At 64.6% G+C, this 19783-nt stretch carries 18 protein-coding genes and 2 pseudogenes; 12 read left to right on the top strand and 8 right to left on the bottom strand.

What is annotated here, in order from left to right; genetic code table 11:
- The first annotated feature begins 61 nt into the window (after positions 1-61).
- The 4 genes and pseudogenes from RTH46_RS16885 (at position 62) to RTH46_RS16900 (ending at position 2657) form a co-directional block, all read left to right on the top strand.
- A complete protein-coding gene (locus tag RTH46_RS16885; RefSeq protein ID WP_153787219.1) occupies positions 62-625 on the top strand; it encodes a DUF4174 domain-containing protein in 564 nt (187 codons plus the stop codon).
- A 168-nt stretch (positions 626-793) separates the two neighbouring features.
- Positions 794-1048: pseudogene (locus RTH46_RS16890) on the top strand (EF-hand domain-containing protein); the annotation flags it as partial.
- An 81-nt stretch (positions 1049-1129) separates the two neighbouring features.
- Positions 1130-1963: a DUF692 domain-containing protein gene (locus RTH46_RS16895; protein ID WP_316906160.1), complete on the top strand. Its 834-nt coding sequence runs from the start codon at positions 1130-1132 to the stop codon at positions 1961-1963.
- Positions 1956-2657: a DUF2063 domain-containing protein gene (locus tag RTH46_RS16900; protein WP_153787217.1), complete on the top strand. Its 702-nt coding sequence runs from the start codon at positions 1956-1958 to the stop codon at positions 2655-2657. The genes RTH46_RS16895 and RTH46_RS16900 overlap by 8 nt, the downstream gene beginning before the upstream one ends.
- Positions 2658-2670: 13 nt before the next feature.
- Here RTH46_RS16900 and RTH46_RS16905 read toward each other — a convergent pair whose 3' ends face one another.
- Positions 2671-3627: a DMT family transporter gene (locus RTH46_RS16905; protein WP_279847942.1), complete on the bottom strand. Its 957-nt coding sequence runs from the start codon at positions 3625-3627 to the stop codon at positions 2671-2673.
- 248 nt (positions 3628-3875) lie between these two features.
- On the opposite strand from RTH46_RS16905, the gene RTH46_RS16910 reads away from it, so the two are divergent.
- A complete protein-coding gene (locus RTH46_RS16910) occupies positions 3876-5036 on the top strand; it encodes a sensor domain-containing diguanylate cyclase (RefSeq protein WP_279847944.1) in 1161 nt (386 codons plus the stop codon).
- Between the two features lie 23 nt (positions 5037-5059).
- Here RTH46_RS16910 and RTH46_RS16915 read toward each other — a convergent pair whose 3' ends face one another.
- Positions 5060-5968, bottom strand: coding sequence for a LysR family transcriptional regulator (locus RTH46_RS16915; RefSeq protein WP_279847945.1), 909 nt, complete (start codon positions 5966-5968; stop codon positions 5060-5062).
- A gap of 285 nt (positions 5969-6253) precedes the next feature.
- Here RTH46_RS16915 and RTH46_RS16920 point away from each other — a divergent pair, with 285 nt between their 5' ends.
- From RTH46_RS16920 to RTH46_RS16940, 5 genes are all read left to right on the top strand, one after another.
- Entirely contained in the window at positions 6254-7558 is a 1305-nt protein-coding gene (locus tag RTH46_RS16920) for an MFS transporter (protein WP_316906161.1), read from the top strand.
- Positions 7559-7585: 27 nt separating this feature from the next.
- The gene (locus RTH46_RS16925; protein ID WP_316906162.1) at positions 7586-8827 is read left to right on the top strand and encodes a Zn-dependent hydrolase; all 1242 of its coding nucleotides are present in this window, start codon (positions 7586-7588) and stop codon (positions 8825-8827) included.
- On the top strand, positions 8827-9849 hold the full coding sequence (locus RTH46_RS16930) for a histone deacetylase family protein (RefSeq protein WP_316906163.1): 1023 nt from the start codon (positions 8827-8829) through the stop codon (positions 9847-9849). Before RTH46_RS16925 ends, RTH46_RS16930 begins: the two co-directional genes overlap by 1 nt.
- A 729-nt stretch (positions 9850-10578) precedes the next feature.
- Positions 10579-10821: a hypothetical protein gene (locus RTH46_RS16935; RefSeq protein ID WP_153787208.1), complete on the top strand. Its 243-nt coding sequence runs from the start codon at positions 10579-10581 to the stop codon at positions 10819-10821.
- A gap of 64 nt (positions 10822-10885) precedes the next feature.
- Positions 10886-11155, top strand: coding sequence for a DUF3077 domain-containing protein (locus RTH46_RS16940; protein WP_316906164.1), 270 nt, complete (start codon positions 10886-10888; stop codon positions 11153-11155).
- Between the two features lie 187 nt (positions 11156-11342).
- Here RTH46_RS16940 and RTH46_RS16945 read toward each other — a convergent pair whose 3' ends face one another.
- Positions 11343-12767 (bottom strand): PLP-dependent aminotransferase family protein, encoded by a 1425-nt coding sequence (locus RTH46_RS16945; RefSeq protein ID WP_316906165.1) that lies wholly within the window; start codon positions 12765-12767, stop codon positions 11343-11345.
- 440 nt (positions 12768-13207) lie between these two features.
- Here RTH46_RS16945 and RTH46_RS16950 point away from each other — a divergent pair, with 440 nt between their 5' ends.
- Positions 13208-14617 (top strand): amino acid permease, encoded by a 1410-nt coding sequence (locus RTH46_RS16950; protein WP_125464526.1) that lies wholly within the window; start codon positions 13208-13210, stop codon positions 14615-14617.
- A gap of 55 nt (positions 14618-14672) precedes the next feature.
- Here RTH46_RS16950 and RTH46_RS16955 read toward each other — a convergent pair whose 3' ends face one another.
- Positions 14673-15122, bottom strand: a complete 450-nt coding sequence (locus RTH46_RS16955; RefSeq protein WP_316906166.1) for a FecR domain-containing protein — start codon at positions 15120-15122, stop codon at positions 14673-14675.
- A gap of 106 nt (positions 15123-15228) precedes the next feature.
- On the opposite strand from RTH46_RS16955, the gene tam reads away from it, so the two are divergent.
- Positions 15229-16005 (top strand): trans-aconitate 2-methyltransferase, encoded by a 777-nt coding sequence (gene tam, locus RTH46_RS16960; protein ID WP_316906167.1) that lies wholly within the window; start codon positions 15229-15231, stop codon positions 16003-16005.
- Here tam and RTH46_RS16965 read toward each other — a convergent pair.
- From RTH46_RS16965 to RTH46_RS16980, 4 genes and pseudogenes are all read right to left on the bottom strand, one after another.
- Positions 15982-16356: a DUF2784 domain-containing protein gene (locus RTH46_RS16965; protein WP_316906168.1), complete on the bottom strand. Its 375-nt coding sequence runs from the start codon at positions 16354-16356 to the stop codon at positions 15982-15984. The genes tam and RTH46_RS16965 overlap by 24 nt on opposite strands.
- A gap of 368 nt (positions 16357-16724) precedes the next feature.
- Positions 16725-17354: pseudogene (locus RTH46_RS16970) on the bottom strand (tetratricopeptide repeat protein); the annotation flags it as partial.
- The gene (locus RTH46_RS16975; protein WP_316906169.1) at positions 17351-17806 is read right to left on the bottom strand and encodes a cytochrome c-type biogenesis protein; all 456 of its coding nucleotides are present in this window, start codon (positions 17804-17806) and stop codon (positions 17351-17353) included. The gene RTH46_RS16975 and the pseudogene RTH46_RS16970, both read right to left, overlap by 4 nt.
- The gene (locus tag RTH46_RS16980) at positions 17803-19770 is read right to left on the bottom strand and encodes a heme lyase CcmF/NrfE family subunit (RefSeq protein WP_316906223.1); all 1968 of its coding nucleotides are present in this window, start codon (positions 19768-19770) and stop codon (positions 17803-17805) included. The genes RTH46_RS16975 and RTH46_RS16980 overlap by 4 nt, the downstream gene beginning before the upstream one ends.
- Between the last annotated feature and the right edge of the window lie 13 nt (positions 19771-19783).

A 19783-nucleotide genomic window follows, 5' to 3' on the forward strand; every position in this document is an offset into this window, starting at 1 on the left:
GGCTCGCATGTCGGATCTTTCGCCAGGATCTGTAGTCATGAGAATTAACAAGGAGATGCCCATGCTCGTCAGGTCACTGACCCTCGCCACCCTGTTCGCCTTCGCGGGCCCCCTGCTTGCCGCCGACAGCGATGCCCCCCTGGCCAAGGAGCAGGGCAAGGCGCGGCCGCTGGTGGTGATTGCGCCCAGCAGCGCCGACCCGACTTTGCGCGGCCTCAACGAGGCCTTGAAAGACCCGGCCGTGCAAGCCGGTTTCAAGGAGCGTGGGCTGGTGCTGTACAGCGTCGCCCAGATGATGGGCAAGCGTGAGGACAAGAACCTCGAGCAGCAGACCACCATGGCCCTGATTCGCGAGCTGCAACTCGGCGCCAGCAAGGGCACCAAGGTGATCCTGGTGGGCAAGGATGGCGAACGCCATGTCCTCAAGGATGATGAAAGCGGTGAAAAAATCGACCCGCAGGTGATCTTCAAGGCCGTCGACGAACTGCCGGCCAGTGAAAAGGCAGTCACCGCGCCTGAGCCGGTGGCGGTGGCACCGGCCGAACCCAAGGCCAAGGACAGCAAGCCAGGCAAGCCCGCCAAACCGGCCAAGCCTGCCGAACCGCCCAAGCCTCTGGAAGACTGACCGCTCTGCCACAGCCCTCTGCGCCAGCAGGGGGCCTTCTCTGTATCACTGTGTATCTGCACCTCATCACGACCGACTGGCATACAAAACGCCGTTCATCGCGATACACCCACGACACAGCGCGACGTTTCAATGGCTCCACTTTCCAACCACAAGTGGAGCGACACCATGAAAACGACCCCCAAGACCCTCAGCCTGCTCGGCGCCACCCTGCTCGGTGGCCTGGTGCTGGGCAACAGCGCGTTTGCCGTTGAGCCCTTGAGCCAGGGCTACCAGTTGGCAGCGGCCAAGGCCGCCGGTGAAGGCAAGTGCGGCGAGGGCAAATGTGGCGGCAACGGCAAGGCCAGCCAGGCCGAAGGCAAGTGTGGTGCTGACGCCAAGGCCGACAAGGCCGAGGGCAAGTGCGGCGAAGGCAAGTGCGGCGCCGAAGGCAAAGGCAAAGCCTGATCCCCTGGCTGTAGCGTGGCGCCCTGGGGCGCCGCGCACCTTTCTGGAGGCTGACCCATGAATTCGCAACCCTTGCACACAGGCCTTGGCCTGCGTCGCGGTCTGCTGCCTGAGCTGCTGGCGATGCCGGCCGGCGCGGTCGATTTTCTCGAATGCGCGCCGGAAAACTGGATCGGGGTCGGCGGTGTTTACGGCCAGGGCCTGGCGCAGTTGGCCGAGCGCTTCGCCATTGCCTGCCACGGCCTGTCATTGTCGCTGGGCGGCACCGCACCGCTGGACGTCGCCTTTCTCGCCCGCACCCGGCAGTTCCTCGACCGTTACCAAGTGCGCCTGTACAGCGAGCACCTGAGCTACTGCAGTGACGACGGCCATCTCTACGACCTGATGCCGATCCCGTTCACCGACGAGGCCGTGCGCCATGTGGCGGCACGTATCCGCCAGGCCCAGGACCTGCTGGGCCGGCGCATTGCGGTCGAGAACATCAGCTATTACGCCGCCCCCTACCAGGCCATGAGCGAACTGCAGTTTATCCGCGCGGTGCTCGACGAGGCCGATTGCGACCTGCTGCTTGACGTCAACAACGTCTTCGTCAATGCCTGCAACCACCGCTATGACGCCCAGGCGTTCCTCGCCGGCATCCCCCGCGAGCGGGTGGTGGGCATGCATGTGGCGGGGCACTACGACGAGGCACCGGACCTCAAGGTCGACACCCATGGCGCACCGGTCAAGGCGGATGTGTGGGCCTTGTTCGCCAACGCCTGCCAGCGTTTCGGCGCCCACCCCACGGTGCTCGAGCGCGACTTCAACTACCCGCCGCTGGCCGAGCTGCTGGCCGAGACGGCGCACATCCGCGCCCTGCAACAGCGCCACGGAGCACCCTGCCATGCCTGAAACCCTGCGCGAGCAACAGTTCACCCTGGCCCGGCACCTGCGCGACCCGGCCGCCAACCCGCCACCGCCAGGTATCGAGGCGCGGCGCCTGAAGGTCTATCGCGAGCTGTTCTACGGTGCTATCGAAAGTCTGCTGGCGGGCAGCTTCCCGGTGTTGCGGCAAACCCTAGGCGAGCAACGCTGGCATGCCCGGGTCCACGACTTCTACGCCAATTACCGCAGCCAGACGCCGCTGTTCACCGAAATCGCCGAGGCGTTCATCGATTACCTGCAAGGCATCGACCTCGATACGCCCTGGCAGCTGGAGCTGGCGCATTACGAATGGGTCGAGGCGCAGCTGTACCTGAGCGATGCGCAAGACCCGCCCCATCACCCCGACGGTGACCTGCTGGCCGGCGAGCCGTTGCTGTCCTGTGTGGCCCGCGTGCTGGCCTATCGTTGGCCAGTGGAGCGTATCGGCCCGGACTTCCAGCCGAGCGTTGCGCCCGAGGCACCGACCTTGCTGCTGGTGTACCGCGATATCGACCTGCAGGTTCGCTTCGCCCGTCTGGCGCCACTGGCCTGGCAGTTGCTGGTGGGTTTGCCGGGCACGGGAAGGCAACGCCTGCGCGCGCTGGGCAAGGATGAGGCGGATGGCCTGGCGCTGCTGGAGCAGCTGCGCGGGCAGGGCGTCATCGTCGGGACCAGGCTTTGAGCCGGCAGCCGACCTACACCTCGGTCTGCTTGCCCGGCGCTACGGCCTCGGCTTTTTTTTCAGGCTTCAAGCGCGACACCGCGAACAGCACCACGGCCAGCCCGATCACCTGGTACAGCGAAATCGCCTCGCCCAGGATCGCCCATGACGCCAGCACCGTCAGTACCGGCCCCAGGTTGCCCACTGCCGCGGTGTGGGTAGGCCCCAGGCGCTGGATCGCCAAGGCCACCCAGTAGATCGGCAGCACCGTGGAGAACAGCGCCATCAGCGCCGCATTCCCCCATACCGCTGCGGGCAGTTCGAACAGTGGCGCCACCTCGGCTACCGACAGGTAATGGGCCAGCACCATCAGCGACGAGGCCGTGCCGCACAACCCCGCCAGGCGCATCGAGCCCATGCGCTTGAGCATCACCCCGGTCCCGGCGTAATACAGCGCATAGGTCACCGCGCTGGCAAACACCCACAACGCGCCAAGCACCACCTGGCTGCCCACCCCCGCGACGCTGATGTCGTGGACAAAGGCGACACCCAGCCCCAGGTAGCACAGGCCCATGGCCGCCAGGGTGCGCAGGGTGGGGCGCTCGCGTTGGGCAACGGCCTGGATCAGCAGTACCAGGGTGGGGTAGGTGAACAGGATCAACCGCTCCAGCCCGGCGCTGATGTACTGCAAACCGTAGAAGTCGAAAAGGCTCGCCAGGTAATAACCGAACAGCCCGAGCAGCGCCACGCGCAGCCCGTCCCCGGGCGTGAGCGCGCTACCGCCTTGCTTGCGGCTGAACCACACAAGCCAAGCGAACAACGGCAAGGACATGGCCATGCGCAGCGCCAGCAGGCTGATCGCATCCACAGGCCCCGCGGCGTAGGCGAGCTTGACGAAGATCGCCTTGAAGCTGAAACCCAGCGCCGCGAGTACGGCGTAGAGGCTGCCATTGGCAAGGGCGCGGTCGAGCGGGGCGGGCAGGCGGGGCATGGCGGGTCCGTAACGAAATGAGTAGTGGCCAACGATGTGCCGGCCGACGACCGTTGCGACCATAACCTGCCGAACTGCACAAATCACCCTGCGCCGCACGCAAGCACACTGATCCAGTCTGCTGCGGCCTGCATTCGCATGCATGAATCGGATGAGTGCCATCATTTGGATGGCAGTCCTCCTGTGAAAATCCCTACGAACGCATACAATCCTTCCTTTAGAAACGTAAGACACAGGCTACCCCGTTCATGGCGTTCGACGCTTCCACCATCCTCACGCTCACCATCGCCCTTGCGGCTGCCGCCGCCCTGTACCTGGCGGTGGAGTGGAGCAGCGTGCGCGAGTCTTCGCTGCTGTGCTGGAGCGCCAGCTTCGCCATCATCAGCGTTGGTTCTTCCCTGGCTCTGCTGCGCAGCAGCGGCTACCTGTTCATCGGCGTGTGGTTTGCCAACGGCATGTTGATCAGCGCTCACTGGCTGTTCCTGCTGGGGGTGTCGCGGTTCACCGAAACGCGCCTGTCACGGGCCTGGTACCTGATCATCCCCGCCTGGCTGGCGATGTTGCTGCTGCCGGACTGGCCGCAGTGGTCGAAGACCTTGCTGGTGGTGCAGTCAAGCATGATCGCGCTGCTCACCCTGCAGGCCAGCTGGCTGCTGCGTCCCCATGGCAAATCGTTCAGCGTCGGCGCGGTACAGCTGCGTTTCATCCTGCTGTTCCACGGCCTGTTCTACCTGGCCAAGACCCTGCCGGCGCTGCTGCCGGGCACACTGATCGACCTCACTGCCTTCCGTGGCCAGATCATCCAGATCTCCCTGGTGGAAGGCGCGATGGCGATCATGCTGATCGCCCTGTCGATGACCGGCACCGTGCGCTATCGCCGTGAAGAGCGCATCGAGCGCCTGGCCGCGCGCGACCCACTGACCGCGCTATACAACCGCCGCGCCCTGGAAGTGCGCGCGCCTGCGCTGTTCAAGGAAGTCTCACCCGAGCGCCCCGGCGCCTTGCTGCTGATCGACATCGACCACTTCAAACTGGTCAACGACCTGCACGGCCATGCCGCCGGCGACCGCCTGTTGATCGCCCTCAGCGAGATGATTCGCGCGCTGTTGCCGGAACGCTCGATTGCCGCACGCCTGGGCGGCGACGAGTTCGTGATCCTGCTGGTCGATGCGTCACGGGTACGGATCGAGGCCCTGGCCGAGGCCTTGCGCCAGCAATTCCAGCACACTGCCGCGCACGCCTGCGCCACCCCCGAAGCGGTGACCCTGAGCATCGGCGCCCACCTGTTCGACCGCCCGCCGGCCAGCCTGGCGGCACTGATCGAGCAGGGCGACCGGTTGCTGTACGCGTCCAAGCGTGCCGGGCGCAACAGCGTGCAGTTGATGGATGGATCGCGCAGCACTGTCTGACCAGGCAAGGCCCATGGCCAAGGTCAGATCAGGCTTTTTTGCAGTGCCTCGATGAAGGCACTCTCTGCGCGGCTCAGCCGCTGCTCGCGGTTCCATAGCAAGTGGATATCCACATCGGCGATCCCCTCCAGCGGCGGCAGCTTCCACAAAAGGCCTGCCGCCACATCCGCCGCCACCACATGCTCGGGCAGGCAGCCGATGCCGAAGCCGGCGATCACCAGGCGCCGCACTTCCTCCAGGCTCGGCGACGAAGCGACGATGCGCCCGGCAAAGCCTTGCTGGTCACGGAAGATGGTCAGCGGCGAGAGCATCCCGCCGATCTGGTCGCTGGTGAAGCTGACGAAATTCTCCCGCTGCAGGTCGCTCTGGTGCTGGCCGAACAGGGCATGGTGCTTGCCGCAGAAGAACGCGTAGCGCTGGCGCAGGAACAGCTGCTGCTCCAGGCGCGGCTGTGGCCGGCGATTGAGGCTGAGCCCGGCGGTGGCGGTCTTTTCCTGAAGTGCCGCGACGATGTCCGAGCTGCGCATCACGTCGATCTCCAGCTCCACCCGCGGGTGCTGGCGATGGAAGTCGGCAAGCAAGTCGTCGAAGCGCTCGCTGACGATGCGGCTGATCATCAGCAGGCGCACCTTGCCCACCAGTTCGTCCGCCGGTTGCTCCAGCAACCCACCGATCTGCGACATCTGCCCGTACACCTCGCCGGCCAGTTCGAACAATTGCTCGCCCACCTCGGTGAGCACGAAGCGCGGCCCACGGCGGGCGATGAGCTGGCGCCCGAGTTGCTCTTCCAGGCGCTTGAGCGCCTGGCTTACTGCCGGTTGCGTGAGGTGAAGGCGGGCGGCTGCACGGCTGATCGACAGCTCCTGGCCGATTACCCGGAAGGTACGCAGCAAATTCCAGTCGAGGCGGTCGTTGAGCAGGCGGTCGGGCATGGTGGGCTCTGTATAAGCAGGGTTAATACTTCGAATAATAAATAGAAAATTGACTAATCATAGGGGTGGGCCGAAAAATCACAGTCATTGAAGCGCAGGCCTGCCAGTTCGGCGTCGCTTGCTTCGCGGGTAAACCCGCTCCCACAGGGTAGGCGCAAGACCTGTGGGAGCGGGTTTACCCGCGAAGCAAGCAACTTGATCTTTCAGGTCCGCACTGCGAAGCGCCACAAGAGCGCAAACCGTGTCCCCAACTCCTGCCAGAACAACAAACAAAGGAGCCACCCCATGAAGCCCGCCGCTTCGCCCCAACCGCGCCGTGCCGCCGCCGCCGCGTTCATCGGCACCATGATCGAGTGGTACGACTTCTACATCTACGCCACCGCCGCCGCCCTGGTGTTCGGTGCCTTGTTCTTCCCCTCCGACAACAGCCTGTTCAGCACCATGGCCGCTTTCGGCACCTTCGCCGTGGGCTTCTTTGCGCGGCCCTTGGGCGGCATCGTGTTCGGCCATATCGGTGACCGCATCGGGCGCAAGAAATCGCTGATCATCACCTTGCTGATGATGGGCGTGGTCACCGTGTGCATCGGCTTGCTGCCCACCTACGCGCAGATCGGCGTCGCCGCGCCGGTGCTGCTGATCCTGCTGCGGGTGGTGCAAGGCATCGCCGTGGGCGGTGAGTGGGGCGGCGCGGTGCTGATGGCCGGCGAGCACGCCCCCAAGGGGCGGCGCAACTTCTTCGCCTCGTTCGCCCAGCTGGGCAGCCCGGCCGGGTTGATCCTGTCGCTGCTGGCGTTCAGCGCGGTGACCCGCCTGCCCGAGGAAGACCTGATGAGCTGGGGCTGGCGTGTGCCGTTCCTGGCCAGCGCGCTGTTGCTGCTGGTGGGCCTGGCCATACGCCTGGGGGTCAATGAATCGCCCGAGTTCATCGCCAGCCGCGAGCAGGCCGCCAAGGACCAGCGCAAGGAACAGGCACCGGTGCTGGAAGTGCTGCGCACCGCCTGGCGCCCGCTGCTGCTGTGCATCGGCGCCAACACCCTGGGCATTGCCGGGGTCTATTTCACCAACACCTTCATGATCAGCTACACCACCCAGCAACTGCACCTTGAGCGCTCGCTGATCCTGGAATGCCTGTTCTTCGTCGCGTGCATCCAGTTCTGCGTGCAGCCGCTGGCTGCCTGGCTGTCGGAAAAGCTCGGCGCCACGCGCTTCCTGGCCCTGGTGGCGCTGTTGGCGATGGCCTCGCCGTACCCGATGTTCGTGCTGGTCAGCACTGGCCAGGGCCCGCTGATCGTGCTCGGGATCGCGTTGGCTGCGGCGTGCATGGCCTCGTTCTATGCGGTGATCGCCGGTTACGTCAGCGGCATGTTCGACACCCGCGTGCGCTACACCGCCATTTCTCTGGCCTACCAGGTGTGCGGCGCCATCGCCGGTGGCCTGACGCCACTGATCGGCACCTGGCTTGCGCATACCTTCACCGGCCAATGGTGGCCGATGGCGCTGTTCTACACCCTGATTGCCACCATTTCGCTGGTCTGCGTACTGGGCCTGGCGCGCCAGTACGCCCGCAGCCGCCAGCTCGAACTGGCCTGAATCCCTGATTTGCCTGGAGTACCTGCAATGTTGAAAAGCAACGGCGAACGCCTGTGGGCGAGCCTGATGGCCATGGCCGAAATCGGCGCCACCGCCCGTGGCGGCAGTTGCCGCCTGGCCCTGAGCGACGAGGACAAGGCCGGCCGCGAACTGTTCGGTCACTGGTGCCGCGAAGCCGGGTTGAGCCTGAGCGTGGACGCCATCGGCAACCTGTTCGCCCGCCGCGAGGGCGTCGAGGCGGATGCCGCGCCGGTGATGATGGGCAGTCACCTCGACACCCAGCCCGAAGGCGGGCGTTTCGATGGCGTCTACGGGGTGCTGGCGGGCCTGGAAGTGGTGCGCCGCCTGAATGACCTGGGCATCCAGACCCGCAAGCCGCTGGAGATCGCGGTGTGGACCAACGAGGAGGGCGCCCGCTTCACCCCGGCCATGTTCGGCTCGGCGGTGTTCACCGGTACCCTTGCGCTGGAGCAGGCCCTGGCGATCCGCGATGCCGACGGCATCAGCGTGGCCGATGAGCTGCGCCGCACCGGCTATGCCGGCCAGCGCCCGTTGGGTGGCGCGGTGGATGCCTACTTTGAGGCGCACATCGAGCAGGGCCCGATCCTGGAAGACAACGCCAAGGCCATCGGTGTGGTCAGCGGTGGCCAGGCCATTCGCTGGCTGGACGTGACGGTCGAAGGCATGGCCGCCCACGCCGGCACCACGCCCATGCCACTGCGCAAGGATGCCCTGTACGGCGCCGCGCGGATGATCCAGGCGGTGGAGCAGCTGGCGGCGGATTTCGCCCCGCAAGGCTTGACCACGGTCGGCGAACTGTCGATCGCCAAGTCCTCGCGCAACACCATTCCCGGCGTGCTGAGCTTTACCGTCGACCTGCGCCATCACCGCGACGAGGCCATCGAAGCCATGGAGCGCGACCTTGCCCTGAAGCTGCAAGCCATCGCCACCCAGCGCGGCCTTGCAGTGCGTATCGAACGCCACTGGGTGAGCCCGGCCACGCCCTTCGACGCCGACTGCGTGGCAGCTGTGCAGCAGGCGGTGGACGGCCTGGGTTACGCCCAGCAGTCGATCATCAGCGGCGCCGGCCACGACGCCATCCTGCTGGCCCGTTATTGCCCGACGGCCATGGTGTTCATCCCTTGCGTAGGCGGGTTGAGCCACAACGAGGCCGAAGACGTGCTGCCCGAAGATGCCCGCCAGGGCGCCGATGTGCTGCTCAACGCGGTGCTGGCCCGCGCGGGCCGTGTGCAACAAGGAGAAGCCTGATGCGTTGCTACTTCCACCCCGAACAATTGCTGCACCATCCACGCAGCTACTATTCCCGCGGCGCCATGCGCACCCCGCAGGAAGTCCCCGAGCGCGCCCAGCGTTTGCTGCAGGCCGCCAAGGGCCTGGGCTTCGACATTCGCCAGCCTGACGATGCAGGCCTTGCGCCGCTGGCGGCGGTGCATGGCGAGGCTTACCTGGCGTTCCTCGAGGAGGCCCATGCGCGCTGGAAGGAAGTGCCTGAAGACTGGGGCGACGAGGTAATGTCGAACATCTTCGTGCGCGAGCCCAACGCCCTGCGCGGCATCCTCGCCCAGGCCGGGCGCTACCTGGCCGACGGTAGTTGCCCGGTGGGCGAGCAGACCTGGCACGCGGCCTACTGGTCGGCGCAGAGTGCCGTCGCAGGTGCCCAGGCGATTCTCGACGGAGAGCCCGCTGCCTATGCCCTGTGCCGCCCGCCGGGGCACCATGCGCGCTTCGACGCCGCAGGCGGCTTCTGCTACATCAACAACGCTGCCGTGGCCGCCCAGGCCCTGCGCAGCCGTTATCGGCGGGTGGCGGTCCTCGATACCGATATGCACCACGGGCAGGGCATTCAGGAGATCTTCTACGACCGCAGTGATGTGCTGTATGTCTCGGTGCATGGCGATCCGACCAATTTCTACCCGGGCGTTGCGGGTTTTGCGGACGAGCGCGGCAGTGGTGCGGGGGAGGGGTACAACCTCAACCTGCCCATGGCCCATGGTGCCAGTGAGGCTGACTTCATGGGCCAGTTGGAGGTGGCGTTGGCTGCGGTGAAGGATTTTGGCGCCGAAGTGCTGGTGTTGTCGTTGGGCTTCGATATCTATGAGTTGGACCCGCAGAGCAAGGTAGCGGTAACCACTGAAGGCTTTGCCCGTTTGGGTGAGCAGATTCGTGGGTTGCGCTTGCCGTGTTTGATTGTGCAGGAGGGGGGGTATCACCTGGAGAGCCTGGAGGCGAATGCGCGGGCGTTTTTTGCGGCGAAGGAAGACTGGCGCTAGCGGCAGTCGATAAATCCTATGGCCTGTCTTGAAATCGCATGTGGGCCACCAGGTGCCAGGCGAAAGATCTGCAGCGCTCTTGAGATCGAGCGCCGCCCGCGCGGCGCATCGCTGGCAAGCCAGCTCCCACAGTTTGTTTCGGGCCAGTTATGCCTGTGAAGGTACCGCTGCCCGCCTTGGTGCATGTCTCAAGTCATGTGAGGCGCCAGTGGTGCCCACCTCAATACCGCGTCGTACAAACAAGGCGGACAGTGATGAATTCACAGGAGTGACTGGCCCGAAACAGATGTGGGAGCTGCGGTTCGCCGCTGCGACTTGCCAGCGATGCGCCGCGCGGGCGGCGCTCGATCTCAAGGGCGCTGCAAATCTGTCGCCTGGCACCTTGTCGCCCACATGCAATCTTCAGACAGGCCCTTGCCAGCCCCAGCCTATCAATCAGATTTCACACCTTCCCTGTAGTCCATTTCCCAAAGATAATGCCCGCGCATTTTTTCCGTTGCGGTGGCAATTTCCGCCTACTAGTCTCGCCGGGTCGCTGCACATCAGCGACATGGCTTTGACAGGCCGCGATGAACTGAATGCGTATGGTGTCGTCCTCAATGGCGGCTGTACGTAGGGCACGCTCGCGTGCGCCGGTCTTAACAGTTCCTCCGGTCTGTCAACCTACGTACAGCGGCCACCCACCTGTTTGACAGCAGAGTGGACGGTTGCCCACTTGAGGAACTGTTAATGCTCAAGATCGTCCCCGACCCACCCCATTCCCACGCCTTCCTCGAAGACACCCTGGTCCAGATCAGCGAACACCTGCACTGCGCCCTGGCCGTCGCCCACCAATCCGTCCTGCTCTGCTCCAAGTCCCCCGGCTCGATGCTGATGCTGGCCGCCGTGCACGAGATGGAAACGCTGCGCGCGCTGCTGGAATCTGCACTGGCGCAGGTGCAACAGGCGGTGATGCCAAAGCCCTTGCATTGAGGCCGAGCCCGTTCGCCAGCGAACGGGCCGCCACACCCAACGCCATGACTTCGAGGATTACGGCATGACCACGAACAACCCAACACCCCCCACAACTGCCGGCACAACCCGCTTCTGCCAGGGGCAAGACAGCCCCCAGCCGCTGTTTCGCATCGAACCGGGCATACCCTGCGATCACGCCCGCGAACAGGCCTCTGAACTGCTGGAATGCGTGCGCCACTTGACCCTGCTCGGGGTCATGGAGGAAGACCCGCGCATGGTCTGGGCGGCGTATTACCTGAGCGCCATGGCCAAGGCGTTGCTCGATGACGCCGAGCTGGGCTTGGCGCATTGAGCCGATAATAGGGGCCGCCGAGCGGCCCATCGCCGGCAAGCCGGCTCCCACCCCTACCGCACCAAACTCAGCCATGCGCTGCTCTTGTGGGAGCCGGCTTGCCGGCGATGGGCTGCGCAGCAGCCCTGTACAAGCTTGCGTCAATTGGGGCGGTAGAAGCGCTACCAGCGATGAAAGCGAGGCAGATTCAAACCCCACCCCGCCGCACATGTTTGACCAACACCTTCTCCAGCAACTCCCACATCGCAGGATCGGTGCTGAACGCCACATTGAAACGCATCCACCCAGTGGCCTTGGCATCCACCATGAACAGTTGCCCTGGCCCGAGCATGATGCCTTTCTCCAGCGCATCGTCGAGCAACGCCGCGCTGTCCGGAATCGCCGGATGCCGGGTCCAGATGTACATGCCTTCGTCCGACTCGATGAACAGCTCGAACCCCAGCCGATGCAGATGCCGCCCCACTTCCTGGTGCGCCTCGGCCAGGCGCTGGCGCAGGCGCTTGAGGTGCTTGCGCCAGCGGCCGTCGATGATCGCGGCGTACACCACCCGCTCCATTACCTGCGAGGTGGTCAGGCCCGAACGCATCTTCAAGTGCAGCAACTGCTGCATCAATTCGGGGTTGGCCATCAGGTAGCCGACCCGCACGTTGGGCGAGATGCTCTTCGAATAACTGCCGACGTACACCACCTGCTGCAGGTGGTCGAGGCTGGCCAGGCATGGCAGCGGGTCGGTGATCATGTCGGCGTACAGGTTGTTTTCCACCAGCCGGAAGCCGTGGCGGCTGGCCAGTTGCAGCAGCCGGTGCAGCTGGGCCAGCGGGGTGCGTGAGCAGGTCGGGCTGTGCAGGTGCGGCTGGGTGAAGAACGCCGTGGGCTGGTGGTGTGCCAGCAGCCGCTCGAGATGGTCGAGGTCGTAGCCGGCCGGGGTGCGGGGCACGCCCACCAGCGTTGCGCCCTGGGTGCGCAGGATGCTCATCAGGTTGGGGTAGCCGGGGTCGTCCACCAGCACCACATCGCCGGGGCGCACCAGGGTGCGCACGGCAAGGTCCAGGGCCTGGCTGGCGCCGTGGGTAAGCATCAGTTGCGCCGGGTTGGCGACGATCGACAGTTCCTGCTGCAGGTTCTGCGCGGTCAGGGCGCGCAGCTCCGGCAGGCCCATCGGGTCGCCGTAACCGGACAGTTCCAGCGGGCTGCCGGCCACCTGACGCATGCCGCGGCGCAGGCCTTCCTCGTACATCCAGTCGTTGGGCAGCCAGCCGCAACCGGGCTTGAAGGGCAGTTGGCGCGTCTCGAAGATCTGCTGCAGGTACCACTCGGAATTGAACGTCGGGCGGGCGCTGTCCGTCTCGACGTTGGCTTTATCCACCAGCTCGTTCGCCGCACGATTGACGAAGAAGCCCGCATTGCCCTTGCTCACCAGCAGGCCCTGGGCCACCAGCCGGTCGTAGGCCTCGACCACGGTGAAGGTGCTCACCGAGTAGGTGGCGGCAAAGGCGCGAATGGATGGCACCTTCGCCCCCGGCTTGAGCGCCTGGCTGTCGATCAGCGCGCGCAGCCCGTCGATGATCTGATTGACCAGCGGGGTGGAGGAGTCCGGGTGTAGCTGGAGCATTCGGGGTGCCTTCGGGGGTGCGTAACGCCAAGCGCCGGCCGGGAATTCGGGGTGTATTGCATCGGCGGCCTGTACAGTGCAGTACAGATTTCGCACCGCTGTGCATGGCTCAAAGTGTTCGACATTTTTACATTACGTGTCAGAAATCGCCAACACAGCACGAACCAGCGTCATGAATAATCATAAATTCGCTGCTTTACCGTCGGGGTTCGCCTCGCACCTTCTTTCTGCCCGGCCGGCCGCCTTTGGTTCGGACCCAGCATGGTTCAGTTCGTTCAGAGGACAACCTCTGGCCGCGTAAGCAGGCCGCCACGGATGGCCTGCGTGTGCTCGCGCACACCTCCCTGCCCGCATTTAGCACTGATGTACAGGTGAGACCGATAACCATCGGGGTTTCACAGTTTTTCCTTGGATAAAAAGAAGCACGGGGTAAATAACTGATGGACGCAACATCCACATCCACCACCGCGAACGACGGGCACGAGAGCAAGCTCAGTGCCTCGCTCAAGTCGCGCCACCTGACGATGATGTCCATCGCCGGGGTGATCGGCGGCGCACTGTTCGTCGGTTCCGGCAGTGTCATCCACAGCGCCGGCCCGGCCGCAGTACTGGCCTACCTGGCAGGCGGCATCCTGGTGGTGCTGATCATGCGCATGCTCGGCGAAATGGCGACTTCCTCGCCCGACACCGGCTCGTTCTCCACCTACGCCGACCGCGCCATCGGCCGCTGGGCCGGCTTCACCATCGGCTGGCTGTACTGGTGGTACTGGGTGATCCTGATGGCCTGGGAAGCCTACGTGGCGGGCAAGATCCTGCACGGCTTCTTCCCCGACGTGAGCGTCAACGTGTTCGTGCTGGCCACGACCTTGCTGCTGATCACCGTCAACTTCTTCAACGTCAAGCACTACGGCGAGTTCGAGTTCTGGTTCGCGCTGATCAAGGTGGTGGCGATCGTCTGCTTCCTGGTGGTGTGCACCGCGGCGGTGATGAACGTCTGGCAGTTCGGTGAAGTGCGTGGCATCAGCCACCTGACCGCCGAAGGCTTCATGCCCAACGGCATCACCACGGTGATCGGTGCGTTGCTGGGGGTGATGTTCGCCTTCCTGGGCGCCGAGATCGTCACCATCGCCGCCTCCGAGGCGAAGGATCCGGCCACCCAGATCGTCAAGGCCACCAACTCGGTGGTGTGGCGTGTGTGCCTGTTCTACGTTGGCTCGATCTTCCTGATCGTCTGCCTGGTGCCGTGGAACGATCCGCAGCTGGGCGTTTCCGGCTATGGCGCTTACCGTCGCACCCTGGAACTGCTGGGGGTGCCGTACGCTGAACTGCTGATGAACTTCGTGGTGCTGACCTCGGTGAGCAGCTGCCTGATCTCCGGCCACTACACCGCTTCGCGCATGCTGTTCTCCCTGGCCCAGCGTGGCGACGCGCCGCGCCTGTTCAAGTTCACCCGCACCGGCACCGGTGTACCGGTGAACGCGATCATCGGTTCGTGCCTGGTGGCGGTGTTCTGCGCACTGATCAACTTCAGCGACACCCTGCGCCCGAAAGACGTGCTGGAAACCCTGATGAACACCACCGGCATGATCGCCTTGCTGGTGTACCTGGTGATCGCCTTCTCGCAGCTGCGCATGCGCCGCAAGCTGATTGCCGAAGGCAAGGAAGTGCGCCTGAAGATGTGGCTGTTCCCATGGCTGACCTACCTGGTCATCGCCTTCATCATTGCCGCCCTGGTGACCATGGCCTTCATGCCTGACTACCAGATCCTGGTGATCTCCACCGGCATCGCTGCCGCCGTGGTGGTGGCCATGGGCGTGGTGCACCAGATCCGTAGCGCCAAGCGCGCGTAAGCGCCGAGCGTTGCACTAGACGGCCGGGCCCTTTGCGGGGCCCGGCCGTTTTCGTTCAGCGCACGGGACCGGCCTGGTCGAAGCGCAGCGCCTGGTTGGGGCCAAGGCGCACATGCTGCCCGCCGCTGTCGAGCTCGGCGCTGCCTGCCTGCAGTTCGACGTCGGATTGCCCGGCCTTGCGTACCAACGCCAATTGCCCATCATGGGTGGCCAGGGTGCCGTGATCAGTGACCAGCAGGAAGGGCCGTGGGTCGTCATCGGCCACTTCGACGTAGAGCCCGCCTTGCAGCAGCGTCAGGCGCCGTTGGCGGGTGTCGTACTCCACGTCCACCGCGCTGTCGGGCTGCAGCACCAGCAGGCTGCCGTCCTCGAGGTGGCGGGTCAGTTGCTGGCTGGCGGTGGTGCGCAGGTCGGCCAGGTCGAAGCGCTGGCTCATCCACGGCGAGCCAAGCAGGGCAGAGGCGGCGACCAGGGCGAGCAAGATCAGGGGCAGGGTGGTTTTCATCGGTGTGCGCATACAGGGACAGACTTGCAGCATAGTCACTCGGTTCCGGCGCTCCACCCGGCGAATGGCTTATGCTGCACACATCCGCCACGCAAGGAGCCATACAATGGCCTGGTCCGCCACCCAGTACTCGCTGTTCGAAGCCGAACGCACCCGCGCCGTGCGCGACCTGCTCGCTGCCGTACCGCCACGCCCGGTCCGCCATGCCACCGACCTGGGCTGCGGCCCGGGCAACTCTACCGAAGTGCTGTTGCAGCGCCACCCCGATGCGCAGGTGACCGCGTTGGACAGCGACGCCGACATGGTCGACAAGGCCAGGCAGCGGCCACGCCTGAGCATTCCCCGGGTGCGTTGCGAGATCGCCGATATCGGCCAGTGGACGGCCCCCGAACCCCAGGACCTGATCCTCGCCAATGCCTCGCTGCAGTGGGTGCCCGACCACGCCAGCCTGTACCCGCACTTGGTACGCCAGCTCAGCGAGGGTGGCAGCCTGGCGGTGCAGACTCCGGACAACCTCGATGAACCCGCGCACCGGCAGTTGCGGGACATTGCCAGCCAAGGGCCGTGGGCTGACAAGTTCGCCGACTTCAGCTTGCCGCCACGGCACAGCGCGGCGTTCTATTACGACTTGCTCAGCCCGTTGTGTGCGCGGGTGGATGTGTGGCGCACCACCTATCATCACCCGCTGCCCGGTGGCGCCGAGGCGGTGGTGGAGTGGTTCAAGGGTTCGGCGCTACGCCCCTATCTGGCGCGGCTGGACGACGGGGAGCAGGCGGATTTCCTGCAACTGTACCTGCAGGCGATGCAGCGCGATTACCCGCCGGCCACTGACGGCAAGGTGCTGTTGCCGTTCCCGCGGCTATTCGTGGTGGCGACGCGTTAGGCGCCAGAGCACGTAGCCGTAGATGCCGAGGTTGAGGACTAGCACGATGGAGCCCAGCCACAGTTGGATCTGTGGAGTCAGCCCGGCGGGGTAGATCAGGGGCCAGATGTAATGTTCGACGAAACCGCCTTGGTAACCGGCGCTGCCGGCGGCGGCTCGCAGGTGGTTTTCCCAGTCGGTCAGTGGGCATTCCAGGTGCAGGCCCTCCACGGCCAGGCCCCAGGCGAGGGCGGGGAGGTGGAGGATCAGGGCTTTGCGGCGCCAGAGCACCAGCAAGCCGCCGAGCAGGACCAGGAGGATGAAGCTCAGGTGGAATAGGACCAGGGCGTCGGCGGTCAGGCGGTAGAGCATGGGGTGGGGCTCGGGGAGAAGGGTGTTCAGCATAAGTCAGATGTGTGTCTGTGGTTTTAGACATTAATTTTTTACACAGAGTCATAAGGTGAGGATCAAGGAAATACAGTCATAAATAATATTAAGCCGTTGATTTCTCATAATTTATTAGCGCAGTTCTTCATGCCGTCAGGTTCATGCACGAGGAAACGCCCATAGCATTTATTAACGGCCTCATCGACTGTATTGATCACAACGCCCTGCACGAAAGCCTGTATCTTCGCCCGGTCGTCGTGGCGAACCTTCTCGGATATGAGTGGCTGAGCGACTTTCGAGAGTAAATCAGTGAAAACCAACACAGAAGTTGAGAAACTCTGTCACCGCTCATGAAGCCTGCTCTTCGCCAATTCAATGCCGTCCAGCAATGCGCTGCGGGATTTGTCATCTGATGGCAACTGCTCCAGCAGGCGATTCCAATACTCAATCGCCTCTTGATACCGCCGGGTTTCGAACGACTCGATACCCAGCAGACCCAGGCTGGTCACTTCCGTCGGGTCTGCTTTCAGCGCGTCATCCGTCAGATCCTGAGCCGTCTTAGACCACTTTTTACCGTCGGCAAAATAGCGGGCCTGCGCCCATAGCCCGAGCAGTTCCGGCCGCCGTCCGGCCAAGGCCGTGGTGCGCTCGAATACCTTCGCAGCTTCGGCAGGCCGCGCCTGGGCCATGTAGGTACGCCCGAGGAAATATAAACTTTCGACGGCATCTGGCTGGGCCGCCACGGCGCGTTCCAGCAGGTGAGTCATCTCGTCCATCGACCTCGGTCCCTGGGACAGCTCCCAGGCCAGTTGCACGTTGTCGCGGGCGCCGAAATGCAGGTACAGCCCCAGCCCTATCAACGGCACCAGCAGGCTTACCAACAACAGCAAGGGCTGGGCTTCCCGCTGACGCAAGACGGGAGCTAGCAGAGAGCCGAAGGCAACCAGTAGCAACAGGCTTGCAACGATCCAGAAACCCGTCATGGCTGGTGTTCATCCAGCAAGTGCTCAAGGCGTTCGCGCTCCTCGGGGCGAAGTGAGTCTGCAAGTCGTCTGCTGCCGCGTCGGACAATCGTTGCGATGATCACACCACCCCCGAGCAGCAGGCCGAAAGGGCCGAACCAGAGCAGCACCGTCCTCGCATTGAGGCCGGGTTTGTAACGGACGAACTCACCATAACGAGCCACCATGTAGTCGATGATCTGTTGGTTATTCTTGCCTTCGCCGAGCAGGCGAAATACTTCCTTGCGCAGGTCCGCGGCGATCGGCGCGTCGGAATCGGCGATGTCCTGGTTCTGGCACATGGGGCAACGCAGTGCCTTGGTCAGTTCGCGATAGCGGACCCGCTGTGCATCGTCCTTGAACTGGTAGGTATCGATGGCAGCGCTGGCCATTCCTGCCAGGCCGAGCAGCGCGGCTACAAGCCAGCGTTTCATGCCGTCACTCCTTCATTCGATTCATGTATCCCGGCTTTCACCTTGACCCGGTAATGCCGGTCCAGCGCCGCCAGCAAGCCACCCAGGCCAGTCAGCAGACCGCCCAGCCAGATCCAGCGGACATAGGGTTTGATATGCATCCGTACCGCCCAGGCGCCGTTGTCCAGCGGCTCGCCCAGGGCGACGTACAGGTCGCGAGTGAAGCCAGCATCGATGCCGGCCTCGGTCATCATCGACTGCTGCACGGTGTACAGGCGTTTTTCCGGGTGCAGCACCGAGACTTCCCGGCCCTCGCGGGAAACCCGCACGGTGCCTTTGTCGGAGATGAAGTTCGGGCCCTCRAAGTGCTTGGCGCCTTCGAACAGGAAGTGGTAGCCGCCCAGCTCGACCGTCTCGCCCGGCGCCATGCGCAGGTCGCGCTCGGCGCTGTTGTTGCTCGACAGCACCACGCCCAGGGCGCACACCACCAGCCCGAAGTGGGCCAGCTGCATGCCCCAGTAGCTGCGGCCGAGGCCGCCCAGGCCTTTGAACAGGCCCTTGTGGCGGGTCTTGTCGAGGATGTCGCGCACGCCGCTCAGCACCACCCAGGCAGCCAGGGCGAATACGCTCAGGGCCGGCCAGTCGAAATCATCGACCAGCAACCCGGCGAGCGGCGCCAGCACGGCGCTGCCGATCAGCACCGGGGTCATCATGCCTGCCAGCCATTTGCCGGGGGTGTCCTTCCAGCGCACCACCACACCCACGCCCAGCACCAGCATCAGCAGCGCCATCAGCGGCAGGAACAAGGCATCGAAGTAAGGCGGGCCGACCGACAGCTTGGCCCCGGTCAGGGCATCGAGCACCAGCGGGTACAGGGTGCCGAGCAGGATCATCGAGGCCGCCACCACCAGCACCAGGTTGTTGGCCAGCAGCAGGGTTTCCCGCGACCACAGGGCAAAGCCGACCTGGCTCTTGACCACCGGTGCGCGCAGGGCGAACAAGGTGAGCGAGCCACCGACCACGAACAGCAGGAAGATCAGGATGAAGATGCCGCGCGACGGGTCGGCGGCAAACGCGTGCACCGACGTCAGTACGCCGGAACGGACCAGGAAGGTGCCCAGCAGGCTCAGCGAGAACGCGGCGATGGCCAGCAGCACGGTCCAGCTCTTGAACACGCCRCGYTTYTCGGTGACSGCCAGSGARTGGATCAGCGCCGTGCCCACCAGCCAGGGCATGAACGAGGCGTTTTCCACCGGGTCCCAGAACCACCAGCCRCCCCAGCCCAGTTCGTAGTAGGCCCACCACGAGCCGAGGGTGATGCCCACCCCRAGGAAGGCCCAGGCGACGATGGTCCAGGGCCGCGACCAGCGCGCCCAGGCAGCGTCGAGGCGCCCGCCGAGCAGCGCGGCAATGGCGAAGGCGAAAGCCACCGAGAAGCCCACGTAGCCCATGTACAGCATCGGCGGGTGGACGATCAGGCCGAAGTCCTGCAGCAGCGGGTTGAGGTCGCGRCCGTCRCCYGGCACYTGCGGCARCAGGCGCGAGAACGGGTTGGAAGTGATGATCAAAAAGCTCAGGAAGCCGACGCTGATCATGCCCATCACCGCCAGCACCCGGGCCAGCATCACCTGCGGCAGTTGGCGCGAGAAGATCGACACGGCGAAGGTCCAGCCACCGAGGATCAATGCCCACAGCAGCAGCGAGCCTTCATGCCCTCCCCACACGGCGCTGAACTTGTAGTACCAGGGCAAGGCGCTGTTGGAGTTGCTGGCCACATAGGCGACCGAAAAGTTGTCGGTCATGAAGGCGTGGGTCAGGCAGGCGAAGGCAAAGGCGAGGAAGGCAAACTGCCCCCAGGCCGCCGGGCGCGCCAGGCTCATCCACAAGCTGTCGCCGCGCCAGGCGCCGAGCAGCGGCACGCTGGCCTGCGCACAGGCGAAGCAGATGGCCAGGGTCATCGACAGCTGGCCCAGTTCCGGGATCACCAGGGCGGCGAAG

It is taken from the genome of Pseudomonas sp. zfem004 (assembly GCF_032621715.1).
Classification (GTDB): domain Bacteria; phylum Pseudomonadota; class Gammaproteobacteria; order Pseudomonadales; family Pseudomonadaceae; genus Aquipseudomonas; species Aquipseudomonas sichuanensis.